The sequence below is a fragment of the Thiocapsa sp. UBA6158 genome (genome assembly GCF_002423035.1).
Classification (GTDB): Bacteria; Pseudomonadota; Gammaproteobacteria; order Chromatiales; family Chromatiaceae; genus Thiocapsa.
The window spans coordinates 14,297-37,587 of the sequence record NZ_DIUM01000002.1; the positions used below are offsets into that span (position 1 = coordinate 14,297).

At 64.9% G+C, this 23,291-nt stretch carries 19 protein-coding genes and 1 tRNA gene; 7 read left to right on the forward strand and 13 right to left on the reverse strand.

What is annotated here, in order from left to right; translation table 11 throughout:
• Positions 1 to 67: 67 nt before the first annotated feature.
• Both B4N44_RS00155 and B4N44_RS00160 read right to left on the reverse strand, forming a co-directional pair.
• A complete protein-coding gene (locus B4N44_RS00155; RefSeq protein ID WP_296695440.1) occupies positions 68 to 1,618 on the reverse strand; it encodes a GTPase family protein in 1,551 nt (516 codons plus the stop codon).
• Complete coding sequence (locus B4N44_RS00160) at positions 1,615 to 2,841, reverse strand: YcjF family protein (protein WP_296695482.1); 1,227 nt, start codon at positions 2,839 to 2,841, stop codon at positions 1,615 to 1,617. Before B4N44_RS00160 ends, B4N44_RS00155 begins: the two co-directional genes overlap by 4 nt.
• A 287-nt stretch (positions 2,842 to 3,128) precedes the next feature.
• Between B4N44_RS00160 and pbpG the strand changes: the two genes are divergently transcribed.
• The 3 genes from pbpG to B4N44_RS00175 all read left to right on the forward strand — a co-directional run bounded on the left by pbpG (position 3,129) and on the right by B4N44_RS00175 (position 7,995).
• Positions 3,129 to 4,064: a D-alanyl-D-alanine endopeptidase gene (gene pbpG, locus B4N44_RS00165; RefSeq protein ID WP_296695443.1), complete on the forward strand. Its 936-nt coding sequence runs from the start codon at positions 3,129 to 3,131 to the stop codon at positions 4,062 to 4,064.
• Between the two features lie 21 nt (positions 4,065 to 4,085).
• Positions 4,086 to 4,700, forward strand: coding sequence for a PAQR family membrane homeostasis protein TrhA (trhA, locus tag B4N44_RS00170; RefSeq protein WP_296695446.1), 615 nt, complete (start codon positions 4,086 to 4,088; stop codon positions 4,698 to 4,700).
• Between the two features lie 127 nt (positions 4,701 to 4,827).
• Entirely contained in the window at positions 4,828 to 7,995 is a 3,168-nt protein-coding gene (locus tag B4N44_RS00175) for an SNF2-related protein (RefSeq protein WP_296695448.1), read from the forward strand.
• 147 nt (positions 7,996 to 8,142) lie between these two features.
• On the opposite strand, the gene B4N44_RS00180 is transcribed toward B4N44_RS00175, so the two are convergent.
• Both B4N44_RS00180 and B4N44_RS00185 read right to left on the reverse strand, forming a co-directional pair.
• A complete protein-coding gene (locus tag B4N44_RS00180) occupies positions 8,143 to 9,105 on the reverse strand; it encodes a SphA family protein (RefSeq protein WP_296695451.1) in 963 nt (320 codons plus the stop codon).
• A 486-nt stretch (positions 9,106 to 9,591) separates the two neighbouring features.
• Entirely contained in the window at positions 9,592 to 10,674 is a 1,083-nt protein-coding gene (locus B4N44_RS00185; protein WP_296695454.1) for a PA0069 family radical SAM protein, read from the reverse strand.
• A 206-nt stretch (positions 10,675 to 10,880) separates the two neighbouring features.
• On the opposite strand from B4N44_RS00185, the gene tsaA reads away from it, so the two are divergent.
• A complete protein-coding gene (gene tsaA / locus B4N44_RS00190; RefSeq protein WP_296695456.1) occupies positions 10,881 to 11,597 on the forward strand; it encodes a tRNA (N6-threonylcarbamoyladenosine(37)-N6)-methyltransferase TrmO in 717 nt (238 codons plus the stop codon).
• 379 nt (positions 11,598 to 11,976) lie between these two features.
• On the opposite strand, the gene rlmB is transcribed toward tsaA, so the two are convergent.
• Positions 11,977 to 12,708, reverse strand: a complete 732-nt coding sequence (rlmB, locus tag B4N44_RS00195; protein WP_296695484.1) for a 23S rRNA (guanosine(2251)-2'-O)-methyltransferase RlmB — start codon at positions 12,706 to 12,708, stop codon at positions 11,977 to 11,979.
• Between the two features lie 62 nt (positions 12,709 to 12,770).
• Positions 12,771 to 15,188 (reverse strand): ribonuclease R, encoded by a 2,418-nt coding sequence (rnr, locus tag B4N44_RS00200; protein WP_296695459.1) that lies wholly within the window; start codon positions 15,186 to 15,188, stop codon positions 12,771 to 12,773.
• A gap of 116 nt (positions 15,189 to 15,304) precedes the next feature.
• Here rnr and B4N44_RS00205 point away from each other — a divergent pair.
• Positions 15,305 to 15,391, forward strand: a tRNA-Leu gene (locus B4N44_RS00205).
• 142 nt (positions 15,392 to 15,533) lie between these two features.
• Positions 15,534 to 15,845 (forward strand): DUF4282 domain-containing protein, encoded by a 312-nt coding sequence (locus B4N44_RS00210; RefSeq protein ID WP_296695462.1) that lies wholly within the window; start codon positions 15,534 to 15,536, stop codon positions 15,843 to 15,845.
• A 9-nt stretch (positions 15,846 to 15,854) separates the two neighbouring features.
• On the opposite strand, the gene mtnC is transcribed toward B4N44_RS00210, so the two are convergent.
• From mtnC to B4N44_RS00245, 7 genes are all read right to left on the reverse strand, one after another.
• The gene (mtnC, locus tag B4N44_RS00215; RefSeq protein WP_296695465.1) at positions 15,855 to 16,538 is read right to left on the reverse strand and encodes an acireductone synthase; all 684 of its coding nucleotides are present in this window, start codon (positions 16,536 to 16,538) and stop codon (positions 15,855 to 15,857) included.
• Between the two features lie 9 nt (positions 16,539 to 16,547).
• Positions 16,548 to 17,087 carry a 1,2-dihydroxy-3-keto-5-methylthiopentene dioxygenase gene (locus B4N44_RS00220; RefSeq protein WP_296695467.1) on the reverse strand — a complete coding sequence of 180 codons (540 nt, stop codon included), beginning with the start codon at positions 17,085 to 17,087 and terminating at the stop codon, positions 16,548 to 16,550.
• On the reverse strand, positions 17,084 to 17,704 hold the full coding sequence (locus tag B4N44_RS00225; protein ID WP_296695487.1) for a methylthioribulose 1-phosphate dehydratase: 621 nt from the start codon (positions 17,702 to 17,704) through the stop codon (positions 17,084 to 17,086). Before B4N44_RS00225 ends, B4N44_RS00220 begins: the two co-directional genes overlap by 4 nt.
• Before the next feature lie 145 nt (positions 17,705 to 17,849).
• Positions 17,850 to 18,620, reverse strand: coding sequence for a DUF2189 domain-containing protein (locus tag B4N44_RS00230; RefSeq protein ID WP_296695470.1), 771 nt, complete (start codon positions 18,618 to 18,620; stop codon positions 17,850 to 17,852).
• Positions 18,621 to 18,975: 355 nt separating this feature from the next.
• Complete coding sequence (locus tag B4N44_RS00235; RefSeq protein ID WP_296695472.1) at positions 18,976 to 20,448, reverse strand: DegQ family serine endoprotease; 1,473 nt, start codon at positions 20,446 to 20,448, stop codon at positions 18,976 to 18,978.
• 97 nt (positions 20,449 to 20,545) lie between these two features.
• A complete protein-coding gene (locus B4N44_RS00240; protein WP_296695475.1) occupies positions 20,546 to 20,851 on the reverse strand; it encodes a YdcF family protein in 306 nt (101 codons plus the stop codon).
• Positions 20,852 to 21,101: 250 nt separating this feature from the next.
• Positions 21,102 to 22,004, reverse strand: a complete 903-nt coding sequence (locus B4N44_RS00245; RefSeq protein WP_296695478.1) for a complex I NDUFA9 subunit family protein — start codon at positions 22,002 to 22,004, stop codon at positions 21,102 to 21,104.
• A gap of 359 nt (positions 22,005 to 22,363) precedes the next feature.
• Between B4N44_RS00245 and B4N44_RS00250 the strand changes: the two genes are divergently transcribed.
• On the forward strand, positions 22,364 to 23,149 hold the full coding sequence (locus tag B4N44_RS00250) for a sulfite exporter TauE/SafE family protein (RefSeq protein WP_296695479.1): 786 nt from the start codon (positions 22,364 to 22,366) through the stop codon (positions 23,147 to 23,149).
• Positions 23,150 to 23,291: the final 142 nt, after the last annotated feature.

The window sequence follows — 23,291 nt, forward strand, 5'->3', positions numbered from 1 at the left end:
GCCTCCTGCCTCCTGCTGTCAGCTTGCTGCTTCCGGCGGGGGGATGCTCGGGGATTCCGGTGTCGGGCTATCGCCGATTTCTCGCGCCCGTGTTTCGATTGGGCAGCTCGAGCAGGAAACGACCGGCGTTGGCCAACTGTCTGTGCACCAACGACCAGTTCTCCTCGCGTTTGCGCGCGTCTTGGCAGCGCAGCAGACGCGAGCGTTGGGCGGCGTCCAGGCGATCGAGGATGGCCGCCCAGAGGACATCCTCGACGTTGTAGATTCGCCCTCCGGCGAGACAGACCGGAATGACGCTCGCGATCGGGACTGCAAGATCGGCCGACACCACCTCGACGGCAGCCAAGATACTCTCTGCCTTCAGGCTCTTCGGCTCGGCCAAGTCATAGGGCGGTAGCCACTCGCGCACCGGGCGCAGCCGATCGATATGGCTGAGCACGACGAGCAGCGGCGGCGGACGGCGGGTCAAACGCTCGGCGAAGGCGGCGCGCAAGCTGTCCAGGGTCTCGCGATCGGCGTGACGATCAGGGCGATCGGCGGCACTGACCCAGAGGATCATATCGGCGTCGCCCGCCGCCGTGCGCAGGGTCTGCTCGTCCATCGCGTCGGATCCGGGCGTGTCGTAGATCAGGGCGAGATCGAGCCCTTCGTGCGCCAGACGATAGGGCGTGAGCATCTTGGTCGTGTCCGGCAGCAGATCGGTCGCCACGCGCAGTTGGCCGAATAGGGCATTGATCAGACTGGACTTGCCGGCATTCGAGCGGCCCAGCACCAGGATCCGCAAGGGCTCCCCGTCCGGCTCTTCGGCCGCGTCGGACGCGCGCAGATCACGCGCGGATGTCGCTGTGGGTCGAGCCTCGGGAGCAGCGTCGGACAGCAGGAGCCGACCGCTGTAGAGCTCGATCGCATAGGCGCCGACCTTGCGCACATACTCCTTCAGGATCCAGCCATACAGCTCGTCCTGCGCCAAGGCATAGCCGCGACCGCGCAGTTGGGCCAATGCCTCGGTCAAGAAGGCATTGGCCGGATTCATAACCCACTGTCCGGCGCGATAAAGCCCGAGCAAGCGATCCGCAAAGGGCTTCCAGCGATAGGCGCGCATCAGCGAGCCGACCGTGAGCCGGTGACTGAAGGGGATGTGGTCCGTGATGGTCTCGCGCAGATCACGGCTCGCACGCTCGACGATCAGGAGCGTGTGCGGCACCGTCAGCTCCAACAAGGGCTCGTCGACGTCGGGATGAAAATGCCGAGCGACACGCTCGAGCGTCTGCTGTCCCAAGACCCCGAGCCGGTCGCCCTCCCCGATCGGCCAGTCCTCGGGTTTGGTCTGCGCGGCCAGGTCCTCGACCAGAGCCCAGGCGCCTTCGGCGGCAGGTGGCCAATCGGGATCCGGCTCGGTCTCCGCTATGATGAGCAACCGGCGCTCATGCCGATGCAGCCAAGCCTGCAGACCGTATCCGGCCGCGCTGAAGAGGACGAGCGCGACCAGCCAGTAGCGCAGTGCCTCGACCTGCCACAGCCAGAGCAGCCCCAGCGGCAAGAGCGCCGCGACGGGAACCGCCCACAGCACAAGTGCAAGGAGGCGCATGCGATCGATGCGGCTCAGGAGTTTCTTCATGGCCGATCCGATTTCACCAGGTCTTTGAGGAGGGCCGCACCGTTGTCGAACCCTTCGACGAAGGTGCGGCGCACCCCCTCTGCGTCCGCCGGCAGACCCCGGCGTCGGCGATTGAAGTGAAAGCCGGCGGCCTTGCCGAGCGCATAGGTCGTTGCACCGCTGGCGGTCGCGCCCCAGATGGCACCGGCCGTTTGGCCCCACACCGGAATGAGCTTGACCGCGGCCCGGCCCGCACTGCGCGCGGCATAGGCCACACCGATGCCGGTTCCGAGCAGACCCAGAAACTCGAGGATGGCACGCCGATCCCAATCCTGTCCGTAGAGCGCGGCGAGACTTTGCAGCATCTTCGCCTGGATTGCCGGCACGCCGACCAGATCCGCCAAGGGAATCGCACCGACACCGGCCGCCGCAATCGCATAGCCGACGATGTGCGGATGGGCGGATCGGGCATAGGCGTCGCGCACCCCGGCATCGCTGCGCAGCAGGGCTTGAAGGCGCAGCGACGAGACCCCGTCGATCGCCTGCCACAAGGCATCCAGACCGTAGTCGGACGGTTCGAATCCGTCCTCGGGAAGCGTCAGATCGATCGGGACCCAACGCACCGGGATCTCGCCCGGAAGCGCGCCGAGTCGATCGCGTTGCGCCCGCAGCGCACGGGCGACATCGACCGGGACGGTCTCCGCCCAGTCGGCGTCCCCGAAGGGATAGGGCAAGGGATGCTCGCCGTCCGGCGGATAGGCATCGTGCAGTCCGGTCTGCGCAATCACCAAGGGCCATTCCGGGTGGCGACCGCGCACCTGCCGCAGGACCTCCCAGACATCGTCCTGGCGGATGTCGGTCGCCTTCATCACGGCCAACAGCAGGTGCGCCTGCGACTCGCAGTAGTGAATGTCGGCGCTCGGGTCGTAGGCAACCTCGCCGAGACCGCGGGTATCGAGGAAGCGCACCAGGGGCGCGTCCGTCGGGAAGTCATAGAGCCGCGTGGTCGCTGTACAGGGCTGGAATCCGTTGCCGATCTCGGCCAGTCCGCTCCCGGTCAGCGCGCGGATGATGGAGGTCTTGCCGGACTGGGTCTTGCCGATCAGCCAGACCACCGGGAGCGGGTGACGCGCACGGGCCTCGCGCAAGGCCGCGCCGAGGCTCGCGTCGTCGACCCGCGGCTCCAGCAGCGCCTCGCGCAGTCCGCGCCAGCGATCCGACCACCGTGTCCAGTGATTCCGCATCGGCACCTTGACCCCGACTCTCCGATGAAACAGCGACGCCCGCGACCCCGAGCGGCCGGCAGCCCGGTCAGAACCGGCCCCTTTCGACCCTGGCGATTGCCCGATCCTGTGCAATAATTCTCGCCGACGCCGGATATCCAGCCACCCTTGGCTCTACGTCGACTCATGTGAACCGCGTCCGCCGCTGCAGCCCCGGACTCATGCGAGGCCGCTGCGCCCGCAAGAAGGATGCAGGTCATGCCGGACAGGGTTCACACACCGCTCATTATCGCCGAGATTTGCCTCTCATGCCCCCATCGTCGTTGTCGCCGATCAATCTACTCGAGACCCTGTATCCGCCGGCCCGACAGGGTCACGCGATCAAGAACATCGGCCGGATGCTCCTGTCCGCGCTGATGATCGCCGGCCTGATCCTCTGCAGCGACGCCTTCGCCGCGAGTCAGCAGCAGGGCTCCGGCACCTCCGGTCCGAAGATCAATTCAGCGAGCGCACTGATCGTCGACGAGCAGGGCAATCGGATCTACGGCAAAAACACCCGCGAGGTGAAACCCATCGCCTCGGTGACAAAGCTGATGACGGCGATGGTGGTGTTGGACTCCGGCGTCTCGCTGGATGCGCCCATCACCATCACGGAGGAGGATCGCGACACCCTGCGCCACAGCCGTTCGCGCCTGCGCATCGGCCAAGCGACCTTATCGCGCCACGAGATGCTGATGGTCTCGCTCATGTCCTCGGACAATCGCGCTGCCGCCGCGCTCGCGCGCACCTCGCCGGGCGGAACCCCGCAATTCGTCGCGGCCATGAACCGCAAGGCCCAAGCGCTCGGGATGCACGATACCTCCTTTGCCGACAGCAGCGGGCTGGACAACCGCAACCGCTCCACGGCCGAGGATCTGGTCAAGATGGTCCGCGCTTCGGCCCAATACCCGTTGATCCGCGAGGCCGGATCACGCGGGGAAATGACGGTTCATCCCTTCGCCGGCCAGGGTGCCTTGGAGTATCGCAACACCAATCCGTTGGTGCGCAACCCGGAATGGCATGTCGAGGTGAGCAAGACCGGGTTCATCAACGAGGCCGGACATTGCCTGGTGATGCAGACCCGGATCGGCGGTCGGCGACTCTATGTCGTCTTCCTGGACGCCGTCGGAAAGCTCACGCCGGTCGGCGATTCCAACCGCTTGCGTACCTGGCTCGTCGGTGGACAACGCATCGCCGGGAATTGAGTTCGCGAGGGTTCGCATTCGATGTACGCAGGCGAACGCTTCAACAGCATCTCGCACCTGGTCGGCGCGGCCCTCGCGCTGATCGGCGTGTCCGTGCTCGTGACCCTCGCCGGGATTCAGGGCGGCGCGCTGCGTATCGTCACCTTCAGCGTCTACGGCGCCACGCTCTTCCTGCTCTACCTCGTCTCGACCCTGTATCACAGCCTGCGAGGACGCGCGAAGCGGGTCTTCAAGATCCTCGACCATGATGCCATCTATCCGCTGATCGCCGGCACCTATACCCCGTTCAGCCTGCTGGTGCTGCAGGGGAAAACGGGATGGTGGATGTTCGGTGCCATCTGGACCCTCGCCGTGATCGGTATCTTGATCGACAGCCTTTCGCATCGAGGGCGGCGAATCCTGCCGATGATCATCTATTTTACGATGGGTTGGCTCATCGTCCTCGCCCTCGAGCCCCTGGTGGCAAACCTACCCCCGGTCGGCTTTTGGGGACTCGTCGCCGGTGGTCTCTTCTACACCTTCGGCATCGTCTTCTACGCACTCGACAGGCGCTTCTCCTGGTCACACGGCGTCTGGCACCTCTTCGTCCTCGCGGGCAGCATCAGCCACTATCTGACGATCCTGTTCTATCTTTGATAGCCGTTGCAAAGACGGCAATCCCCGGTACATTTACCCGACGGTGCCTCAACGCAAAAACAGCGCATCACCCGCCGGACGCGGTTTAATATGGGGAACCGACCAAAAACCGGGAATATCCGTCTCCATGCACGCCGGCCTAGACCAGACGCACGACCTCGATCCCTTCACCCTCGATCACGATCAGCTTCACGCCCTGGCCACCGCCGACCGGGTGCGCGACGGCTTGCGCCATTACAGAGACAACCGCGTCGCCGAGTTGCAGCTGGACGGTGCCTACTTGCGTGCGGACGTCGAAGACGAGGAACGTGAAGAGATCGTCGCGCTCGAGCTGAGTTACGACGGCGACGGCAATCTGGTCTGTCTGTGCGACTGCGGCACACCCTCGGACCGACCCTGTGTCCATGCACTCGCCGCGCTCTTTGCCCGCTCGGCACGCGGGGCGGCCGAGGGCGAGCTGCTCGGTGCGGTGGAAGGCGCGATCGACGAGCGGGTGAAACGCGGACGCACCGAGGTCCGGGTCGAACACCTCTCGGGGGATCCGGGTTACGGGGCCTGGAGCGCGCGCTCGCTCGTCTCCTCCACCCATGTTCCGGTCAGCTACCGTGTGCACATCCGCTCGCTCGACCGACGCGCCAACTATTGCACCTGCCCGGACTTTGCGACCAACCAGCTGGGGACCTGCAAGCACATCGAGGCGGTGCTGCACCGTATCGCCAAACGGCGCGACGCCAAATCCCTGAGGACCGTCGGACCGCCCTCCCCCTTTGTCTACCTCGACTGGGAGGGCGATCCTGCCCCACAGATCCGTCTTCACCGGGCGATGCAACGTCCGGACAACCCGCTCGATCCCGAGCTGGTCGCGCTGCTGGATGCGCATTTCGACGACACGGGCGCCTACCGTCGGCGTCTGCCCGAAGACTTTCTGCGCCTGGCCGATGCCTTGGCCGGGCGGGGGGACATCGATCTGGGTGAAGACGCGCTCGGCTTCGCCCGCCGTCTAGCCGAGCAGGCCGCCCAGCGGCAGCGTGCACGCGACATCGGCGAGGCGATCCGTGCCTCGGGCGGACGCCTGCCGGGGGTGACCGCACGCCTTTATCCCTACCAGGTCGAGGGCGTAGCCTTTTTGGCCGCCAACGGTCGGGCGCTGCTGGCCGACGACATGGGTCTCGGCAAGACGCTCCAAGCCATCTCGGCGGCCGCCTGGCTGCATAGCCATGCGGAGGTCGAGCGAATCCTGGTGATCTGCCCGGCCTCGCTCAAGCAACAGTGGGCACGCGAGATCCGCAAGTTCACCGGTCAGGAGGCGCGGGTGATCCAGGGACCGGCCGCCACGCGAGCCGCCCAGTACCGAGGCAGCAGCGGCTTCCTGATCGTCAACTACGAGCTGGTCCTGCGCGACGGCAGCATCATCGCCGAGATCTTGCGCCCCGATCTGGTGATCCTGGACGAGGCACAGCGCATCAAGAACTGGCGCACCAAGATCGCCGCGGCCGTCAAACGCATCCCCTCGCGCTACGCCTTCGCCTTAACCGGCACGCCGCTCGAGAACCGGCTCGAAGACCTCTACAGCCTGATGCAGGTGGTCGACCAAAAGGTGCTCGGCCCGCTCTGGCGCTATCTGGTGGACTTCCACATCACCGACGAGCGCGGCAAGGTACTAGGCTACCGCAACCTCTCCGAGCTGCGGCGTCGGCTCGCGCCCGTCATGCTGCGTCGCGACCGCCAACTGGTGCGCGATCAGCTCCCCGACCGGATCGAGAGCCGCCTGGACATCCCGCTCGACGCCTGCCAGCAAGAGCTGCACGATGCCGGCATTCAGGCCGCCGGGATTCTGGCGCAGATCGCCAAGCGTCGCCCCCTCACACCGGGCGAGTCGAACCGGCTGATGGCCAATCTGCAGCAAGCGCGCATGGCCTGCGACGCCGCCGGGTTGGTCGACAAGGAAACCGAGGGGTCGCCCAAGCTCGACGAGCTGGCGAATCTGCTCGACGAGCTCTGTCTGCAATCCGGACTCAAGGCCGTGGTCTTCTCGCAGTGGGAGCAGATGACACGGATGGTGGAGGAGCGCGTGCGCGCGCTGGGACTCGGCTGCATCCGCCTGCACGGTGGTGTGCCGACGGCCAAACGCGGCGGCCTGATCGATCGCTTCAACGAAGACGACGGCTGTCAGGTCTTCATCTCGACCGATGCCGGCGGGGTCGGGCTCAATCTGCAGACGGCCTCGGTCCTGGTCAATCTGGACATCCCCTGGAACCCGGCGGTACTGGATCAGCGCATCGCCCGGGTCCACCGTCTCGGGCAGACCCGCAAGGTCCAGATCATCCTGCTGGTCGCCGCCGAGTCCTACGAGTGCCGTGTCCTCGAGCTGGTCCAGGGCAAGCGCAACCTCTTCGAGAACGTGGTCGATCAAGACGCCACGGAAGATGTCGTCGGGGTCTCGCGCAAGCTGGTGGAGGTGCTGGCGGACGATCTCGCCGGATTGCCCGGAGTCCCCACGACAGCCACCGAAACCTTAGGCGAGCAGGCCGAGGAAGGACCTTCCGAAGAACCGGCATCTGAACCGGCAGACTCCGAACTCACACCGAGTCCGGACATCGATTTGAGTGCCGACGTGACGACGCCGACCGACGACACGCCGGTCGAGCGGGCAGAGCCCATCCCGCTCGCCGATGCGACGCGAGATGCCGAGATGGAAGAGGCCATTCGTCATGCCATCGAGGCCGTCCAGAACGCATTCGGCGCCCGAATCGAGCGGATCCTCGGCTCCGGCGGCGGCCTGCTGGTGGTCTTGGATCGGGTCGATGCCGAGGCCGATCGGCTTGCTGCGGCGATCTCCGGCCAAGTCCCGGTGGCACTGATCGACCCGAGAACGCTGAGCGGGCTGCGGCGGCTCGGGGACGCCTCTCCGATCGCTCGGGCGCGCCCGTTGGTCGAGCCCTCGAAAGACCGGCTCAGCCCGCAAGAACCCAAACTGCTGTCGCGGGCGCGGGAGAAGCTCCGGGGTGCCGAGGTCCTGATCCAACAGGCCTGCCCCGCCCCGGCGATGGACCTGCTGCTCGGCGCCCTTCTCGCCTGCGCCGCCGTGCGCGCCGAGCAGGAGACCCCGCCGACACCCCAACAAGCCGGGATCTGGCTCTACAGCGAGGCCCTGCCGAAAGGCATCCTGACCCAAGAAGAGGCGGGCCTGCTCATGCGCGCGCTCGCCCTGTCGCAAGGCGCAGAGGCGATCCCCGATGCGCTGCTCCGAGACCTCGCCGCCGACATCGCGCGCTTCGTCGCTGGAACGGACTAATCCGACCAGCGACGACAGCGGACAACCACCGTCGGATTCTTCATTTCACAAACACGCACCTGAACCGCGTCGACTCCAACCTCCCGAGGATCCGGCAGCGCCGATCGGACTCCGCCCGGCGCACACCGGACGGGACGCGGTTCAGTCTCAATGGAAATGATGCACGAATCTGAGGTTGAACCTGGAGCCCTCGGGGCGATTCTCCGCCTCCGTTTCCCAATAGGCGTTCACGAAGAGGTGGTCGTGCTTGGAGAAGTGGTAGACCAGCCCTGGTCCGATGCCGAGGACCTGCTCCTCGCTGTCGCGCACGCCTCGGCCGTCGATCTTGCTCTCGGTGAACTGCTTGAGAAAATAACCGTTGATGCCAACGCGCAGACGACTCGGCAGCACCTCGTAGGCGCTCGCGAAGTTGGCGTGAACCGCTTGGCCGGCTTGGGTATCGTTGGCGCGCAGCGGCTTGTAGGGATCATCGTTCTCGGCGTTCCAGAGATAGTGCAGGCGCCACGAGGCCGTCCATTTCGGCGCCAGGAAGGCCGTCGCCGCCCAATAGGGGTTGAAGGAGAAATAATTGCTGCCGACGTTCAACGCATCGTTTGCGTCGTAGGATCCGGTCGGGAAGATCATCTGGAATTCGACACGCTGCACGAATTTCGGTCCGTTGGGACCCATGACGGGATCCCACTGCAGATAGGGCCCGATCAAGAGGTCGCCCAAATTACCGCCGTTCGCCGAAATCGCGAAGTTGTCCTTCGGATCCAGATCGAAGCCGGCGTAGGGCAACATCAGATTCATGCCCCACTTGCCGCCGAGCAGGAGGGGCTGATCCGATTGATAGAGAACCTGCGTCAGACCGATATTCGCCTCGACCTCCGCCTTCTCGAGTCCGCGCGCGGTCGGCAGGCGCAGGTCGGCGCCGCCGGCATCCTTGAGGCGCCCGTTGCGATAAAACTGCACGTACTGCTGGGCGTACCAGCCCGGCCCCGCCGGCGGCGCGCCGTCGAGAAAACTGGTAAACCCGAGATTCACGGCGGGCAGATCGTACGCCTGTGTCAGCGACGTCACCCCGAGCCCGACCGCAGCCACCAACAGTCTTCCACCCTCCTTCAACATCGTCGCGCCCCTGATTCTTTTGGTTTGGAGATGAGGCGCGACCCCCTCGCGCCCTAAAAGCGCGTGAAGGATAAGGGAATGCGCGGGGCGTGACAAAGCGATGACAGCGCGGGAGCGAAGAGCTTCCGGGTGACGGCCTCCTGCCTCCTGCGATTAGCGATCAGCTCTCAGCAGAGGATCCAGACCAGGCACGATCCATCGGGGTGGGGTGGAGACTGGACGCTGGAAGCTAACAACTGAGAGCCAATGACTCACTAACCGCCGACCACCCCGCCTCTTTCGCCGCTCACGCTGCCCTATACCGCGTCCAGAGCGAGATGCTCATTTTCGAGCGAACTCGACGTTTGGCGCATCCACAACCCCTAGCGGGGACGCGGTTTAAAATGATACATTTTTTAATCGCTTAAACCGCGCAGACTCCAGCGGTCGTCAAGCCTGCCGGAGCCGATCCCATCCAAAAACATCGCATACCGCGCTGGGCGCGGTTTAATCCTGCTCGAACAGATCGAGCTGGCTCCCCGGAAGCTGCGGCCGGCGAAAGCGCGACGCGTCGAGATCCCATCCGCTGTCTTGTCGGTCCAAACCCAAACGCCGCGCGGCCAGGCGAAAGCGCTGAGCGAGCAGCTCGGCGACCGGGCCTCGCCCGGTCATGCGAGAGGCAAACTCCGGGTCGTTGAGATGTCCGCCTCGGCATTGTCGGATCAGGCTCAGAACCCGCTCGGCCTGATCCGGGACATGCGCTCGGAGCCAGGCAGCGAAAAGCTCTGCAACCTCGCGCGGCAGACGGATCAGCAGACAGCCGGCACGGGACGCACCCGCTGCAGCGGCTCGCGCCAGGATGCGCTCCAGGTCGACATCCGTCAGACCCGGGATCAGCGGCGAGACCAGGACGCCGACGGGCACGCCGGCCTGCGCAAGCCTCTGCACGACCTCCAAGCGCCGCTCTGGGGAGGCTGCCCGCGGCTCTAGCCGACGCGCCAGGTGCGCATCGAGCGTCGTCACCGAGATCTGCACCGCGACCAGTCCAAGCTCGGCCATCGGGACCAGCAGATCCAGATCGCGCAGGACCAGGGCCGACTTGGTGGTGATGGCAACGGGGTGGCGACAGTCATGGAACACCTCAAGCAGGGAGCGCGTCAGCCCGAGGCGTCGCTCGATCGGTTGAAAGGGATCCGTGTTCGCTCCGAGCACCAGGGTTGCGGGGCGATAGCTCGGGGCCGCCAGCTCATGCTCCAATTGGCGCGCCGCATCCGGCTTCCAGAAGAGGCGGGTCTCGAAATCCAGCCCGGGCGATAGACCCAACCAGGCGTGTGTCGGGCGCGCATAGCAATAGATACAGCCATGCTCGCAGCCGCGGAACGGATTTGCCGAGCGATCAAAGGGGATGTCGGGCGATTGGTTGTAGCTGATGAGGGTGCGGCTCGTGTCCACCCCGAGCTGCGTGCGCAGGGGCGGGAGCTCATCGTCGAGGGGCCAGCCGTCGTCTTCGGCCTCGCGTCGCTCGGCCGAATAGCGTGAGTCCGGGTTCAGGGTCGCGCCGCGTCCGGGAGGCTTGGTCGGTCCCGTCATCTCGGGGAAAGCCGCCGGCCGCCGGCCTCCAGCCACCTGCCCTTCGAGATCCCGGTGTGCGCTCGTCTTGCCGGAGAGTGATCCCGGCGCAGCGCGGTCGGGCCCATGCCAAAGCGATCCCGCACGTCACGACCGGAGCCTGGCGGCGGGAGGCCGGCGACATTCTCCAGCATAATAGGCTCTATCCCAAGACAGCAGGCCAGCGCATGTCCTTCACCTTCGCACCCATCGGCCACGTACGTTCCCCCTACACCGACAAGTTCGGGATCCCACGCCAGCCCGGATTGGTGACCGCCGCCGAGGCGCGTGTCGAGCTTCTGCCCGAGTTTGCCCGAGAAGAGGCATTCAAGGGACTCGAGGGCTTCTCGCATGTCTGGATCCTCTTTGTCTTTCACGAGGATTGTCTGACCGCCGGTTGGAGTCCGACGGTGCGACCGCCGCGTCTCGGCGGCCGCGAGAGTGTCGGCGTCTTCGCGAGCCGCGCGCCCTATCGGCCGAACCCCATCGGGATCTCCGCGGTCGAGCAGCTTGGACTCATCAGGGATGCGCACGGGCTCGCGCTTAAGGTTCGGGGCGTCGATCTATTGGACGGCACCCCGGTCCTGGACATCAAGCCCTATGTGCCGTACGCGGACAACATCCCCGGAGCCCGCAGCGGTTTTGCCGCGGCGCCCGAGAGCGTCGCTGCCGATGTCGCCTTCTCCGTGGAGGCATTACATGGCATTGCCGAAGCCGATCCGACCGGTACGCTCCGACTGCGCGGGCTGATCGAGCAGGTCCTCGCCCAGGACCCGCGCCCGGGTTACATGGATCGCTATCCCGAGCGCCGGGAGTTCGGCCTCCGGCTCTACGATCTGAACATTCGCTGGAGGATCGGGAAAACGAGCGCGGAGGTCATCGCGGTCGAGCCCTTCGCGGAGTGAATCTGCGTTGGTCGGAACGATCGCCATTGAACGAGCAGTTTGCACCGCATCATTGGTGACTCTACCTCCCTGGAATCACGCCGGAAAGGCTTGTATGGAGCGACGAGAGGGCTGCGCAATGCATCAGCAACGGTACTCTCCCAGACCACATTGCCACCGAGAGCGATTACAAGAAGAAGATAAGTTTGTTGGCGGCAGCAATCCCTGGCTACAACGAGTCAACAGCGTTTCATGTGCTCTTGGCAGCATTCCTAATAAACGACTCCGAGAATCGAAGGCAGCTAACCAAAATGGTTCACGATATCCGCTCCCGGATCTAGGAACGACGGTTTCCCTGCTTGGGGATCAGATCGAAGCGATGGAGTCTCGGGTCAAAGCGTCACCTGCGTTGACGCAACGCCTCGTAGAGACAAACACCCGCGGCGACGGACACATTGAGGCTCTCGACCGTCCCGCACATCGGCAGACGGACCAGACGGTCGCAGTGTTCGCGTGTGAGGCGGCGCAGGCCGGTACCTTCGCTGCCCATGACCAGGCCGAGCGGTCCGGTGAGATCGGCTGCGTAGAGCTCGGTGTCGGCATCGCCGCTGGTTCCGGTGAGCCAGATCCCTCGCTCCTTGAGGGAACCCATGGTCCGGGCCAGATTGGTGACCTGGACATAGGGCAGCGTTTCGGCCGCCCCGCTGGCAACCTTGCAGACGACCGGCGTCAGGCCAACCGCATTGTCCTTCGGGGCGATGACCGCATGCACTCCGGCACCTTCGGCGGTGCGCAGACAGGCGCCGAGATTGTGTGGATCCTGAACCTCATCGAGCAGGAGCAGGAAGGGCGGGCCCTCGATGCGCTCCAGGAGCCGATCGAGATCTTGCTCGGAACGTGCCGCGGGAACGCGCACCCACGCCAAAGCGCCCTGGTGATTGGTGCCTTCGGCTGCACGCTCGAGCTCGTCGCGCTCGACCTGGCGGACCTTCACGCCCGCCTGGCTCGCCAGATCGGCCAGCTCGGACAAGCGCCGGTCGCGACGACCGCGGTCGAGCCAAAGCTCACCGACCCCTTCGCTCCCGAACTTGATCGCGGCTCGCGCGCTGTGGATACCGCCGACCGGGTGCAGCCCCGCCGTGGAGTGCCGCACCTCGTCACGGCCCGCGACGGGGAGTCTCGATGCCTTCACGGTCAGGATGTCGGCGCCGCGCCGGTCGGTTTGCGTTTGCGCCGGTTGCGCGAACGCGGCTTCTTGACGCCTTCGCTAGGTTTGTCCGCCTGGGCCTGCGCTGCCGGTGCCGGAGCGGTGGCCTGATCCGCCTGAGCGGTCGGCCTAGCTTTCTCCTTTTGCTTCGACGTGCGCGGACCCGGTCCGCCTTGGCCGCCCTTCCCGCCTTGTCCGGACTTGCCACCCTTCCCGCTCGGCTCGGCGAGCACGAAATCGATCTTGCGATCGTCGAGATTCACGGCGGCAACCTGCACCCGCAGCGGATCGCCGAGACGATAGACGGTGCCGGTACGCTCGCCGTGCAGACGATGACCGATCGGGTCGAAATGATAGAAGTCGTTGTCGAGCGCGGTGATGTGCACCAAGCCATCGACGTGAACCTCGTGAAGCTCGACGAAGATGCCGAAGGAGTTGACGCTGGTGATGATGCCGTCGAACTTCTCGCCGAGCTTGCCCTGCATGAACTCGCACTTGAGCCAATCGTCGGCGTCGCGCGTCGCCTCGTCGGCGCGCCGCTCGGTGCCCGAGCAGTATTCGCCGATCTGCTGGAGCTCCATCTTGGAGTAATCCAGATCGGCAGCGGTCCCGCCGCGCAGAATGTGCTTGATGATCCGATGGACGACCAGATCCGGATAGCGACGGATGGGCGAGGTGAAATGGGTGTAGGCCTCGTAGGCCAGACCGAAATGGCCGACATTGTCCGAGCTGTACATCGCCTGCTGCATGGAGCGCAGCAAGACGGTCTGGATCAATCCACGATCCGGGCGCTCCTTGACCATCTCGAGCAACTCGGCATAGTCCTTGGCGGTCGGCTTCTCGCCGCCCGGGAGCTTGAGCGCGAGCTGTCCCAGAAACTCGCGCAGGTCGCTCAGCTTCTCGGCGTTCGGCAGGTCATGGATGCGGTAGAGCGCCGGCATCTTCTTGCGCTCGAAGAGACGCGCTGCGGCCACGTTCGCGGCCAGCATGCATTCCTCGATGATCTTGTGCGCCTCGTTGCGCACCAACGGCACCACGGCGGCGATGCGTCCCTGCTCGTTGAAGACGAACTTGGTCTCGACCGTGTCGAAGTCGATGGCACCGCGCTCGGCGCGCGCCAGGTGCAGGGTCTGATAGAGGGCGTAGAGTTCGTGCAGGTGCGGCAGCAGGTCCGCATGCTTCTCGCACAGATCGGCGTCGCCGTCGATGATCATGGCGGCGACCTGATCGTAGGTCAGCCGCGCATGCGAGCGCATCACGCCCTCGAAGAAGCGGGTCCGCGTGACCTTACCTTCGGCGTTGATGTAGAGCTCGGCGGTCATGCAGAGCCGATCGACATGCGGGTTGAGCGAGCACAGTCCGTTGGAAAGCACCTCCGGCAGCATCGGGACGACCCGGTCCGGGAAGTAGACCGAGTTGCCGCGCGAATAGCCCTCGGTGTCCAGCGCCGTGCCCGGCACCACATAGCTCGAGACATCGGCGATGCTGACCAGCAGCTTCCATCCCTTGGGCTTGCGCTCGCAATAGACGGCGTCGTCGAAGTCGCGCGCATCGGCCCCGTCGATCGTGACCAAGGGGATCTTGCGCAGATCGGTACGGCCCTCCTTCGCCGCGTCCGGGACCTCGCTCCCCAGCCCGGCGATCTCGGCCTCGACGGCCTCCGGCCACTCGATCGGCAGATCGTGGGCGCGGATCGCGATGTCCGTCTCCATCCCGGGCGCCATGTGGTCGCCGAGGACCTCCAGGATGCGGCCGATCGGCTGGGTGCGCTGGGTCGGTTGATCCGTAATCTCGGCGACGACGATCTGGCCCTGCTCGGCGCCCGCGATCCGGTCGCTCGGGATGATGATGTCGTGGGTCAGGCGCTTGTTGTCCGGCGCGACGAAGCCGACACCGCTCTCTTTATAAAGCCGCCCGACCACGGTGCGGGTCTTGCGCTCCAGGATCTCGACGACCGCACCCTCGAGCCGCCCCCGTCGATCGCGCCCTGCGACGCGCACGACGACGCGATCGCCGTGAAACAGCGCGCGCATCTCTTTGGGGTAGAGGTAGAGGTCGTCGCCACCCTCGTCCGGGCGCACGAAACCGAAACCGTCCGCATGTCCGATGACACGACCGGCGATCAAATCGCGCCGGTTGACCAGACAGAAGGCCTGGTTGCGGTTACGCACCAGCTGACCGTCGCGCACCATAGCGCCGAGTCGGCGCTCCAGGGCGATCAGGTCCTGCTCGTCGGTGAGGTTGAGCTCGCGGGCGACCTCGTCCGCACCGGCCGGTGCACCGAGGTTGGTGAGTGTTTCGAGGATGAATTCGCGACTGGGGATGGGGTTGGCGTACTTTTTCGCCTCGCGCTGGCGATGGGGATCCGCTTCTTTGGCGGCTGTCGAATTTCGGCGTCTTGTCACTTGAGCTCGTTCTTATTCGGAAAAGGTTAGTGTAGCCTTGACACCCTTCGGTTGTCTCACTAATATTCGCGCCTTGCCACGGGGTCGCCTTCTTCAAGACATCCCCGGAACCTCATGCCGAGGTGGCGGAACTGGTAGACGCGCATGGTTCAGGTCCATGTGGGCGAAAGCTCGTGGAGGTTCGAGTCCTCTCCTCGGCACCATTTCATGTCGAATTCCGAATCAGACTCACCCCGAATGACGGGAGCCCGAGTCAGCACTCGCATCTGAATCGATCGTCGCAAAGCCGGCGCTCCACCTCCCGCATTTCCCGAACGCGATGGCGAGACACCCTGGTGTTTTCGGATGACTGACTTCCTCACCTTCGAAACCATGATCAGCCGCCGTGCGCTGCTGGTGTTCTATTATCTGGGCGCCGTCGTCATGCCCCTCGCGGCCTGGCTCATGGCGCTCTACTTGATGCGCCGCTTCGAGCCGGTGGGCGATACTTATCGAGCCGGTATGGGTCTTCTAAACGCGACGGTGCGACTGCGTTGGCGCGTGCTCGGAATCCTGCTGTTCGTCGCTGCGTTCCTCTTCATGGAGCTGATGTGGCGCATCATGTTCGAGTATCTGATCGCCTTTATGCAGATGCGAGACGCCTTGGTCCGACATTGAGGCCGCCGCTCAATCCTCGAGCGGCCGAACCCCATCGAAATCATCGACGACTGCGTGCGCTCCGAAGGGAGCGGTCACGCCTTCGCGACGTAAGGCAATCGTCGCCATCCCGGCATCATGCGCGGCATCGAGCTCTTCTCGAATGTCCGACAGGAAGAGCATCGCTCCGGGGGGCAGACCGATCTCCGCGGCGATGGCTCTGTAGGATTCGGGTTCGCGCTTCCCGCCGATGCGCGTATCGAAGAATCCGTCGAAAACCGGCGTGAGATCCCCGTAGTCGGTGTGCCCGAACAGCAGCTTCTGGGCATGCACCGAGCCCGAGGAATAGACATAGAGCCTCAGACCGGCGCCGTGCCAGTCGCGCAGGCGGCGGGCGGCATCCTCGTAGATGTGGCCTCGGAAGTCGCCTCGGGCGTAACCCTCCTCCCAGATGAGACCCTGCAATGCCTTGAGCGGCGTGATCTTGCGGTCGGTGGCGATCCAGTCGAGCATCGCGGCGATCAACGCGTCCTCGTCCCCTGCACCATCGGCGACGGCACGCGCGTCTTCGAGCAACTGCGCGACCTGCGAATCATCGCGATGCGCCCGCACGAAGTCGGGCAGACGCTCCGCCGCGTAGGGAAAAAGCACGTCCTTGACGAACGAGAGGCTCGAGGTGGTGCCCTCGATGTCGGTGAGGATCGCCTTGACCATTGGAGTGGATTACTCGAAGCGGGGAAAGCGCGACGCGATGTCGCTGCCGGTGAAGTTGGCGACCCAGCCCTCGGGATTGGTGAAGAGGCGGATCGCGGTGAAGTGCGGACGCGGGCCCATATCGAACCAGTGGGTCGTGCCGTCGGGGACGCTGATGAGATCGCCCTGCTCGCAGATTACGGCGTAGATCCGGCCTTTGGTATGCAGATAGAACAGACCGCTGCCTTCGACGAAGAAGCGCACCTCGAACTCGGTGTGGGTGTGCTCGTTGAGGAACTTGGCGCGCAGGGCCTCGCGGTCGGGATGGTCCGGCGTCATGCGAAGGACGTCGACCGAGCCGAAGCCGTACTCGGACATCAGACGGTCGATGTCGCTGCGATAGGCGGCGATGACGTCGTCCGGCGTCGCATCCGCCGCCAGGACGCGGTCCGCCTGCCAGCGCTCGAAATTGACGCCGAGTGCGCCGAGCTCGCGCCGGATGTCGGCGAAATCGGTGAACACCGCCTCGGGTACAGGTTGGTCTTCGGCGTGAACGCGCAGCTCGCTCATCGGATCATGCTCCTCATGAGGGTTTCGCATTCGAGCAGGAACTCGAATGCCTCGATCCGCCGACGCGCGTCGGCGACATTGCTACCCCAGGTATAGAGTCCGTGACCGGCAATCAAGTAGCCGGGCAGATCCGGCGTGCGCTCCAGCGCCCGCTCGACCTCGAGCGCCAGACGTGAGATGTCCTGATCGTTGGCGAAAACCGGCAGCGCAAACCGGATCTCGTGCGTTTCGATCCCCGGCAACGCCTTCAAGACCTCGTAGTCGGAGAGCGTCAGGGCGTCTCCGGCCAAGCGAGAGAGCACGGTGGCGTTGACCGAGTGGGTGTGCAGCACGGCACCGATGCTCGGATCGCGGCGATACAACATCAGATGGAGCTCGGTCTCGGCGGACGGGCGACAGCCGGCGGTGAGGATGGTGCCGTCGACATCCATCGCCATGATGCCGCTCGCGTCGAGCTCGCCCTTGTGACGCCCCGACACGGTGATGGCGACGCTGCTCGCATCCAGCCGCGCGGAAAGGTTGCCGGAGGTTGCCGGCAACCATCCGCGTGAGAAACAAAAATGCCCGACGCCGACCAGATCGGCGGCGCGCTGGTTGAAGACCTCGGGATCGACCATCTCGGTTCTGCCGGACAAAAGTGCAATCTAAGGCAGAATGGGGACGAGGTCCAATGGTGGAGACAGCTCCGAACGACGCGACGCGACTCGGATCGATGCAGCCCGCCCGGCCGTAGCGCCGAGCGGGCGGAGCCGGTCGCGCTCCTTATTTCACCACATCGCGGTAGGCATGCCAGGTCGCATGCCCGAGCAGCGGAAAGACCGCCACCATGCCGACCAGGAATGTCGCGAAGCCAAAACCGACCAGGATCACGATCAGCGCGGCCCACAGGATCATCGCCGGCAGATCGGAAAGCGTCACGCGGATACTGGTGCGCACGGCCGTCGGTGAATCGACATCCCGGTCGATGATCAGCGGGACCGCGACGACCGAGCGCGCAAAGACGACACACGCGAGAAGGCCGCCGACCACGCCGTAGGAGATCAACTGCGCCGCGGTCAACTGCTCGAGCACGCCGCCCCACATGGTCGCCTCGACACTCGGACCGGCGCTTCCCAGTGCCAGATGCAGCATCAGTGTGGAGGCGGCGAACCAGATCGCAGCGATCGCCAGCAGCTCGACCGAGAATCGAATCAGGGCCTTGCGATGTCGCGCAAGGACCGACAGGGAGCTGTCGAAATCGGCAGGCTCGCCGGCGGCGCCTCGATGCGACAACTCGCACAAGCCCGCCGCGAACAGCGGACCGACCAGCAGGAAACCGGAAACACCCGCGGCGATGAAATACGGGTGCCGCCAAAAGCCGAGGATCACCGCACCCAGCACGGAGAGGAGCAATCCGTAGGCGAAGCTGGCGCGCGGGTTTCGGCGCAGATCCTCCCAACCCCTGCCCAGCCAGATGAAGGGTCTTGCCAAAGAAACGTGCATGACGGGCAACGCATGGCCGCCATGTCCGCTCAGGTGGGTCACGAGACTCATGATAGTTCCTCCCGACGATCATCGTGTTCTACCGACGGGGTTGCCGGAACGGCGAGGAAAAATCGCGCTGCATCGCATGGCGACGCTGTTGGATCCACTCGCTACTCGCGACAGAAATCCTCTGCTCTGCCTCCCGGAAACCCGATCGGCCCTGACCTCAAGACCAACTTTTTAACTTGGTCTTGAATTCAAGATTAGTCGCGGCCGGAACGGTTCGCAAGCAATGTCGATGAGCCGACCAGTCACCGGCTCTCGGCGACGCCGGTTGAATCAGGCATCCGGGCAGGGCGTCGCGCAGCGGCGCCTTGGGCTCGCGCCCGGAACGACGGCGGGAATCCCTTCCCGCCGGACGCAGCTACCAGCTCAACACCACAAAGCGCTGCATATCGTCTTTACGGACCAGCAGGAGCACCCGACCGGTCTCGCGCCCTGCCTTCACGGCTTGCTGAAAGTCCGCGACGCTCTTCACCCACTCGCGGTTGACCTGCAGGATCAAGGTGCCCGGCTCGATGCCCGCCACGGCGGCGATGGACCCGGGTTTCACCTCCGTGACCAGAACGCCCTCGCCGGGCTGACCGCCGAACTGCTCGGCAAGCTGCGGCGTGAGGGTCTGCAGGGTAAGCCCCAGCTCTGCGCTGGTCTGCGTCGGAGACGAGGATGCCAGCGCATCGGCATTCAGGGTCCCGATGGTGACATCGAGGGTTTGGCGTTGTCCCTCGCGCACGATGGTGAGTTCCTGTCTGCTCCCCGGCGGGGTCAGCGCGACCCGGTTGCGGAAATTGCCGACATCGGTCACGGGCTCCCCGCGGAAGGCGACGATGACGTCGCCCTGACGCAGACCGGCCTTCCCCGCCGGGCTGTCTTCCGTCACCTGCGCGATCAGAATCCCCTCGCCCTGCTGCATCCCGAAGGATTCGGCCAGCTCCGCGGTCAGCGGCTGGATCACGATGCCGAGGAAGCCGCGCGTCACCTCCCCCTGCTCGATCAGCTGATTGGCGATGGCGTTGGCCAGATTGATCGGGATGGCAAAACCCACGCCCATATAGCCACCGCTGCGACTGAAGATGGCGGTGTTCATGCCGACGACGGCGCCGTCGAGATTCACGAGCGGGCCGCCCGAGTTCCCCGGGTTGATGGCAGCGTCGGTCTGAATGAAGTCCTCGTAGTCGTTGATGCCCAGACTGGTGCGCCCGGTCGCGCTGACCACGCCGACCGTCAGCGTGTGGCTCAGTCCGAAGGGGTTGCCGATCGCCACCACCCATTCACCGACCTCGAGCTTCGCGGAATCGCCCATGGCGAGTGCCGGCAGGCCGCCGGTCTTGATCTCGACGACGGCCACGTCGGACTGAGGATCGCGGCCGGTCACCTCGGCGTCGAATTCGCGTCCATCCTGAAAGGTGACGCGGATCCGCTCGGCGCCCTCGACGACGTGATTGTTGGTCATGATGTAGGTCTTGTCGGCGAGCAGCCCCGTCTGTGCGGCGAACACGAATCCCGAGCCCTGCCCCATCGAGCGCGGTCCCTCGGGCGGGGCTTGGGGTAACTGGCCACGCGGGATTCCAGGAAAGCCCTCGCCGAAGAAACGTTTGAGGAACTCGTCGCCGAAGGGAAGGGCATCGCCGAAGGGTGTCGAAAGGGGTGCCTGTGCAGTCGCCGCGCGCTGACCCTCGACTCGGATGAAGACCACGGACGGGGACACCGCCCGACCGACCGAGGCGAACGCCTTGCCGGTCTCGCGCAGACTCTCGACACCGCCGTCCAACGCCTGCACAGGGGCGGCGAGCACCGTGGCCGCGAGGACAGTCGCAATGAAAACATGCCTTTTCATCATCGCCTCCAATGAATTGACCTGGTCAATCGATTTTACTTTCTTCATCTAAATCGAAGTAGCTCGCTCGATCTTCAACGCTCGATCATCGGCGAGCTCACGATTCGGCCCAGCCGCGCCACCTGTAGACCCACCATCCGACATACTCCTTCAGGGCTCGCGTGCTGTCGGACAAGGCTTCGGCATCCGGCAGCCAGCGCATGAGATGCGCCGGCTCGGGCATCACCTCGAAATCGGTCGGGGCCGGCACCGCATCGATCCCGGCCGCGCGAAAGATCGCCAAGACAAAAAGTCCGGATCGCCGCCAACCCGCAATGATGAGCGCGAGCGCCAGCGCCCCCAGCACGATCGAGAGTCCGAGCGGATAGGCCAGTTGGCTGAGCAGCTTATCGAGGTACAGCATGCGATCAAGGGCCCGGGTTGACCGGATCCTTCTGCCGATCCGGCGCTTTGCTCAAGCGGCCAAACCGCGTCCAGAGCGAGATTCCCGCTGTCGAGTGAGCTCGGCGTTGGGTGAATCTACGGCCCTTGGCGGGGGACGCGGTTTAAAACAATATAGTTTTTAATCTCTTAAACCGCGCAGTCTCCAGCGGTCGTCAACACTGCCGAGGCCGATCCCATCCAAAAACAGCGCATACCGCACTGGGCGCGGTTTAACCCAGAAAAACGGGCACCACGGCGTCGACATCGGTCGGCGTGATGCCGAGCCGGCCGAGTCCGTCCTCTCGACAGAGACTGTCGATCTGAAGCGACAGATAGTTATCCGTACTGAAGGGTTTTCCCGGAAGCTTCTCGAAGATGCGCGCCTGGATTTGCGCGAGACGATCGCTCAGTGCAATCACCCGGACCTTGCGTCCGATGTGGCCGCCCGTATAGCTCAGGATATCGCGCAGCGCGAAGGTGCGCGGTCCGCACAGCTCGTAGATCGTCCCTCGGCTCGCAGGATCCTCGAGTGTGCGCAGCATGGCGCTCGCGACATCGCCGACATAGACCGGCGCGAATCGTGCGTCGGCGCAGGCCAGCGGGAAGGGTCCCGGCAGCAAACGCAGCAGCGATGCGAAGCGATTGAAGAGCCCGTCGCCCGGCCCGAAGATGACGGACGGACGAAACACCGTCACGGCCAGACCCAGCTCGCCTGCCGCCAAGGCCACGGCCTCGCCCCTGCCCTTGCTGCGCAGATAGTCGCTCGGACCGGCCGGGTCGGCATTCAGCGCACTCATGTGCAGGTAGGCGCCGACACCGGCGGCGAGCGCCGCGCGTGTCGTCGACTCGACCATTCCGACATGGGTCTGCTCGAAGGTGCGCCCGCCCCCCTCGTTGAGGATGCCGACTAGATTCACCACCGCATCGCAACCGGTCATCAGGTCGCTCATACTGCTCTCATCCCAGTGATCGATCGGCACCAGCTCGCAGTCCGGAACCAGCCGAAGGTGCCGATACCGATGTGGATGGCGCGTCGGCACACGGGTGCGATACCCGGCGCCGGACAGGCGATTCAACAGATGCCGACCGACGAAGCCGGTTCCCCCGATGACACAAATGCACGGATGTCTCATGATGTCGTCTTGACTCGTGTGGGGCGGCTCGGCGCCCGTGGTCGGGCTAAACCGCGTCCCGGCTGGCTCTTTGTCGCGCTGAGGCAGGCTCGGTCTCGCCCCCCCTCGGGATCTCGGCGAGACGCGGTTTAGGAAACGGAAAACCCATGAAATCGGCGCCTCTGCGGATTGCCGCCGCATCTGCGATGGCGGCGTCGAGCGGAAAGTGCATTCGGGAGCCTCGCCCCCCGCGCAGCGCCCGCAGGGGTCATACCGAACCCAGGCGTCCCTATTCAATCATCAATTGCGGACTGATTTCAAAACTCGCCACCGCAGCACAGCAGTTGTGCGGGGCTCGCGATCGTCCGGGATCCGAACCAATGCTCGAACTCTTGGCCTATCTTCTCATCGGCGCCGCGTCCGGGATGCTTGCAGGTCTCTTCGGCGTCGGGGGCGGTGTGATCGTCGTCCCGGCGTTGATCCTGCTGTTCGCGCAAATCGGGATGGTCGAGGACTGGATCCCGCATCTCGCCGTGGGAACCTCGCTTGCCGCCATCGTCGGGACGGGTGCCGCCTCGACCTATGCCCATCACGTGCGCGGTGCAGTGCGTTGGGATCTGGTCGCCCGACTGGCACCCGGCATCGTCCTCGGCGCCTGGTTCGGCGCAGCCCTGGCGGGGATCATCCCCGAGTTCTGGCTGACCCGTCTCTTTGCCGTTTTTCTGACTTATGTCGGGATCCGCATGCTGATTCCCCCGAAGATCGATGGCGAGCGCACCCTGCCCGGCTCCGGAGGAATGTGGGCCGCGGGCGGCAGCATCGGGACGCTCTCGGCGCTGGTCGGGATCGGCGGCGGCACCCTGACGGTGCCCTTTCTGAGCAACCGCGGAATCGACATACGCAAGGCCGTGGGGACTTCGGCCGCCTGCGCTCTGCCGATCGCAATCGCCGGAGCCATCGGCTTCATGTTCGTCGGCTGGGGCCGCGAAGGCTTGCCCGGCGCGAGTACGGGTTTCATCTATTGGCCTGCCGTCGGGACGATCCTGCTCGCCAGCATGCCCACAGCGCCGCTCGGCGCATCTTTGGCGCATCGGTTGCCGGTTGCACTCTTGAAGCGGCTGTTCGGGGTGTTTCTGTTGCTGGTCGCTCTGCGCTTGGCCTGTTGAACCGCGTCCGGGTGTCCGATATGCAAGGCTCGCCGACTGGGCTTACCTCGGATCGATCCGCAAAGGTCGGAGTCGACGCGGTTTAAGAGTTTTTTGGATTGATTCTGAACCGCGTCTTGCCTAGGAGCCTGTCCGACTTGTG